The sequence below is a fragment of the Pseudomonas kitaguniensis genome (assembly GCF_009296165.1).
Classification (GTDB): Bacteria; Pseudomonadota; Gammaproteobacteria; order Pseudomonadales; family Pseudomonadaceae; genus Aquipseudomonas; species Aquipseudomonas kitaguniensis.
Map to the genome: position 1 here is coordinate 1 of NZ_VUAZ01000203.1, position 4,334 is coordinate 4,334.

Genomic DNA, 4,334 nt, shown 5'->3' on the forward strand with positions numbered 1-4,334 from the left:
CTGGGCTGCCGCCATCGGGAGAAGCCCCCTCCCACACTTTGAACGTGCTCACACATTCAGAATGTGGGAGGGGGCTTGCTCCCGATGGCCGCACCTCGGTCTATTTACCGAGTTGAATCTTCGGCGCCCACGTCAGCCACTCATCTTCAAACTTGTCGAACAGCGCAAAAGTTTGTTGAGGGCGTGCCGGGTTACCCATGCGCTCACCGTCTGGCGTGGCGAAGGCAATACCGCCTGCCACCAGGGTTTCCAGCGACTCGGTGCGTACCGTCGCGCCTTTGAACAGCCCAAAGTCGAGACCGAAACCGCTGGTGTTCCAGAAGCGGCTGCCACTGCGCACCAGCGGCGCGTACTTGGGCTCGATCAGGATGTGAACCAATACCCGGTCAGCCGTCTGGCCCAGTTCATAACCCGTGACTTTGCCGACGGTGACTTCGCGGTAAGTCACCGGAACGCCTTCCTTCAACGAACCACGGCGGGCGGCGCTTAGCACCAGGCGCAGGCCAGCCTCTTGGTGCACCGTTTCAGGCGGCTGATTCAAGGCCACAAAACTCTTCTGCGGGCCGGCATTTTTTGCTGCGGGCAGCACTTCGAGGTACTGGCCGGTGACCAGCGTTTGCAAGTTAGCGGTCTTCATCAGGCCAAGTTCAGGCTTGACCACCCAGAACTGCGTGCCGGCGCGAGCAACACGGTCCGCCACTTGAGTGATGCGCGCGCTGAGCAGCACCGATTGCATATCGGCGCTCAGGTCGACACTTTCGATCTTGCCCACGTCCAGACCCTTGAAGCGTATCGGCGAGCCAACGCTCAGGCCATCAGCGCGGTCGACTTTGATCGTCACCAGCGTGCCGTGCTGATTGGCGGCGTCGCGGTCGGCAAACAGGCGGAAACGCGGGATACGCTTTTTCAGGGGTACATTCGGCTGTGGGGTTTCGAAAGCGATACCGCCGGCCATCAGGCTCGCCAGCGATTCAGCTTTCACTTGCACGCCGCCGGTGAGGCCACCAGTGAGCGTGACACCGCTGGCATTCCAGAAGCGCGTCGAGCCATTCACCAGGTTTTCATATTCCTTCTCGATGTGTACGCCGATCACCAGTTGTTTGTTCTTGCGCGAGACTGGTAGCTCTGCACCGAGCCAACCTTGACCTGCTTGTAGAGGATCGGGCTGCCGACGTCCAATGAGCCGAGGCTGTCGGTCAAAAGCACCATGTGCAGGCCGGGAGACCGCAGGTCCAGCGGCGGCGCCTTGGCGCGAGCGACATACTCACGTTGTGGCGCGGTACCTTTGTCACCAGGGCGAATGGCGATGTAGTTACCTTTGACCAACGCCTCAAGCCCGGTGATACCTGCCAGGGAAATAGACGGTTTGACCACCCAGAACTGCGTGTCCTGCACAAGGTAATCCTCGGCCAGCGGGTCGAGGGTCAGCTCGGCATTGGCGCTGGTCAAATCCGGGTCGATCTTCAAGGTTTTCAGGCTGCCGACCTGGATACCTTTGTACATCACTGGCGTACGCCCGGCCTGCAGGCCTTCGAAATCGGTGAGTTTGACCTTGACCTTGAGCCCTGCCGCAGCGGCATCGAAGTCTTCATACAAGCGAAACGGCAGGCTCGGGTCAGTCGGCGGGCTGTCTTGACGATTCTCGGGTGTGGCGAAGGCGATGCCGCCGGCGACGATGCTGGACAGCGATTCGCTGCGCACTTTCACGCCGGAGAGGTTGGCGTCGATGCTGATGCCACTGGCGTTCCAGAATCGCGTGTGTTTGCGTACCAGATTGGCGTAAGTCGGCTCAATGTAGACCTTGATCTCGACGGTGCTCTGATCCTCGGACAGCAGGTAACTTTTGACCTGACCGACCTGGATCTGTTTGTAGAACACCGGGCTGCCACGGTTAAGCGAACCAAGACGATCGGCCTTGAGGGTCAGGTGCAAGCCCGGCTTGGCATCCGACAAAGGCGGCTCTTCAGAGAGCGCCTTGAATTTGCGCGTGGGCTCGCCATCGCCTGGGCTGGCAGCGATATAGTTACCCGAGACCAGGGTTTCGAGGCCGGTGATGCCAGCGAGGCTGACGCTGGGTTTGACCAGCCAGAAACGCGTGTTGGTCCGAAGGTACTGCTCGACATCCTTGCCCATCTCGATGGTCGCGATGACCCCGCGATTGTTGCCCTCGTCGTCCAGCGCTAATGCCTTGACCTTGCCTACGGGCATGCCTTTGTAAACCACTTCGGTTTTGTTGACCTGAATCCCTTCGCCGCTTTCAAAGCGAACCTGCACCTCAATGCCTAATTGGGAATAGGCGCGCCACCCCAACCAACCACCGATGATCAGGGCAACCAACGGCAACACCCAGATGGCCGACCAGTTGGACGCTGGGCGGGTTTTAGCTTTTGGCAAATCACTCATGGTCGTCGTCCGACTCCGTGTTGTCCCAAATGAGTCGGGGATCAAAAGTTACTGCGGCGAGCATCGTCAAGATCACCACACTGGCGAACGCTGCTGCGCCGAGATTGGCCTCGACACTGGCAAGTCGCCCAAAGTTGACAACCGCCACCAAGATGGCGATCACGAAAATATCCAGCATCGACCAGCGACCAATGAATTCGATGAAGCGGTACATGATAATGCGCTGCCGCGCGGACAGCGGTTGGTGACGCTGCACCGAGAACAGCAACAAGCCAATGCCCACCAGCTTGAAGGTGGGAACCAGGATACTGGCGATAAACACCACTGCGGCGATTGGAAACATGCCGTGCTGCACCAGCTGAATCACACCCGACATGATGGTGCTTGGCTCACCTTGGCCCAAGGAACTGACGGTCATGATCGGCAGCAGGTTGGCCGGGATGTACAAGATGGCCGCCGTGATCAGCAGTGCCCAGGTGCGCGTCAAGCTGTTCGGACGGCGAGCATGCACAAGCGCGCCGCAACGGGTGCAGGTTTGCTCGTCGGCGTCCGGGTCTTGCTGGTTTAACTCGTGGCATTCGGTACAGATCAGAATGCCCGCATCAATCGCCCGCATACGCATCCTCTTCTGCCAGCGCTTCCCATATTTGGTGAGGTGACATCACCACCTCCAACAGCACTTGGACCATTAACAGGCTGATAAAGCAGCCCAGACCGAGGCCTATGCTGATCGTGGCCATATCGGCGAGCTTCACAATCGCTACCAGCACGCCCATCAGGTAGACCTCGAGCATGCCCCAATCCTTGAGGTGGTGGTAAATGCGATAAAACAGCAGGCCGTAGCTGCGGCCGATGTTCCAACGAATACAGAGCAACACCGCCAGTTGGCACAGCAACTTGATCAGCGGAATGCCCATGCTGCAGAAGAACACCACGAGGGCCACACCTTGCATGCCGCTGTTGAACAGACCGACAACGCCGGTCCATACGGTGTCCTGCGAGGACTGCCCGAGTAGATTGAGCTGCATGATGGGTAAAAAGTTCGCGGGTACGTACAGCAACAGTGCAGCAAGCACTAACGCCAAACTTCGGTCAACGACGTTGTGCCGGTGAGCGTACAACTCATAACCACAGCGTGGGCATTGGGCCTTTTCACCACGGACAAGCTCTGGCTTGCGCATCAGCAAGTCACACTCGTGGCATGCCACCAGTTGGTCCAGCGGCAAGTCCGACACCTCGAAGGTATCAACCGGATCGGGCATAAATAGGGCTCGAGCTCTAAAAAAGGTTAGGCGCCTATTCTAGTGGTGTGGTTCATAAATAACTGTACGAATTTGTCTCGGCCCAGCCGTGGGCAAGCAAGGTTTCCAGGGTTTCCGACCGCCCAAAACAAAACCCCTGTTTGCGTTAGCAAACAGGGGTTCTGGAATTTAATCTTGACGATGACCTACTCTCACATGGGGAAACCCCACACTACCATCGGCGATGCATCGTTTCACTACTGAGTTCGGGATGGGATCAGGTGGTTCCAATGCTCTATGGTCGTCAAGAAATTCGGGTACTGAGTCGTGGCCTGATGGCCTCGCTTCAGCAAATTGGGTATGTGACAGCTTTCGGTGTTTTGTGAGATCGAACTTTCGGTTCTATCGTCTTCACACACCGCAATCTGGTGCTCGTCAGAGCAAGCAAATTGCTCGAGCGCTACCGTCGCCACGTCGGCGACAAAGTTGACCACCACCGTCGCGCAGGCCAACACCATGGCCACGCCCTGCACCACCATGTATCGCGGGTAAAGATGCCGCGCACCAGCAACTGGCCGATGCCGGGAATCGCGAACAGGCTTCAATCACCAACGGTCGTCCGCTGATCAGCCACCCAATGTCACCGCCAACAGGTTAACCGCCGGCACCAGCGAGTGGGCAACACATGGC

General features: G+C 58.1%; 2 protein-coding genes, 1 rRNA gene and 2 pseudogenes. All 5 read right to left on the reverse strand.

Annotation, left to right across the window (positions count from 1 at the left end; translation table 11 throughout):
• Positions 1 to 100: 100 nt before the first annotated feature.
• A pseudogene (locus F0169_RS26210) lies at positions 101 to 2,403 on the reverse strand (PqiB family protein).
• Positions 2,396 to 3,019, reverse strand: a complete 624-nt coding sequence (locus F0169_RS26215) for a paraquat-inducible protein A (RefSeq protein WP_152748042.1) — start codon at positions 3,017 to 3,019, stop codon at positions 2,396 to 2,398. The pseudogene F0169_RS26210 and the gene F0169_RS26215 overlap by 8 nt, the downstream one beginning before the upstream one ends.
• Positions 3,006 to 3,665 carry a paraquat-inducible protein A gene (locus tag F0169_RS26220; protein ID WP_152748043.1) on the reverse strand — a complete coding sequence of 220 codons (660 nt, stop codon included), beginning with the start codon at positions 3,663 to 3,665 and terminating at the stop codon, positions 3,006 to 3,008. Before F0169_RS26220 ends, F0169_RS26215 begins: the two co-directional genes overlap by 14 nt.
• Before the next feature lie 172 nt (positions 3,666 to 3,837).
• Positions 3,838 to 3,953, reverse strand: a 5S ribosomal RNA gene (rrf, locus tag F0169_RS26225).
• A gap of 143 nt (positions 3,954 to 4,096) precedes the next feature.
• A pseudogene (locus F0169_RS26230) lies at positions 4,097 to 4,334 on the reverse strand (ABC transporter permease subunit); the annotation flags it as partial.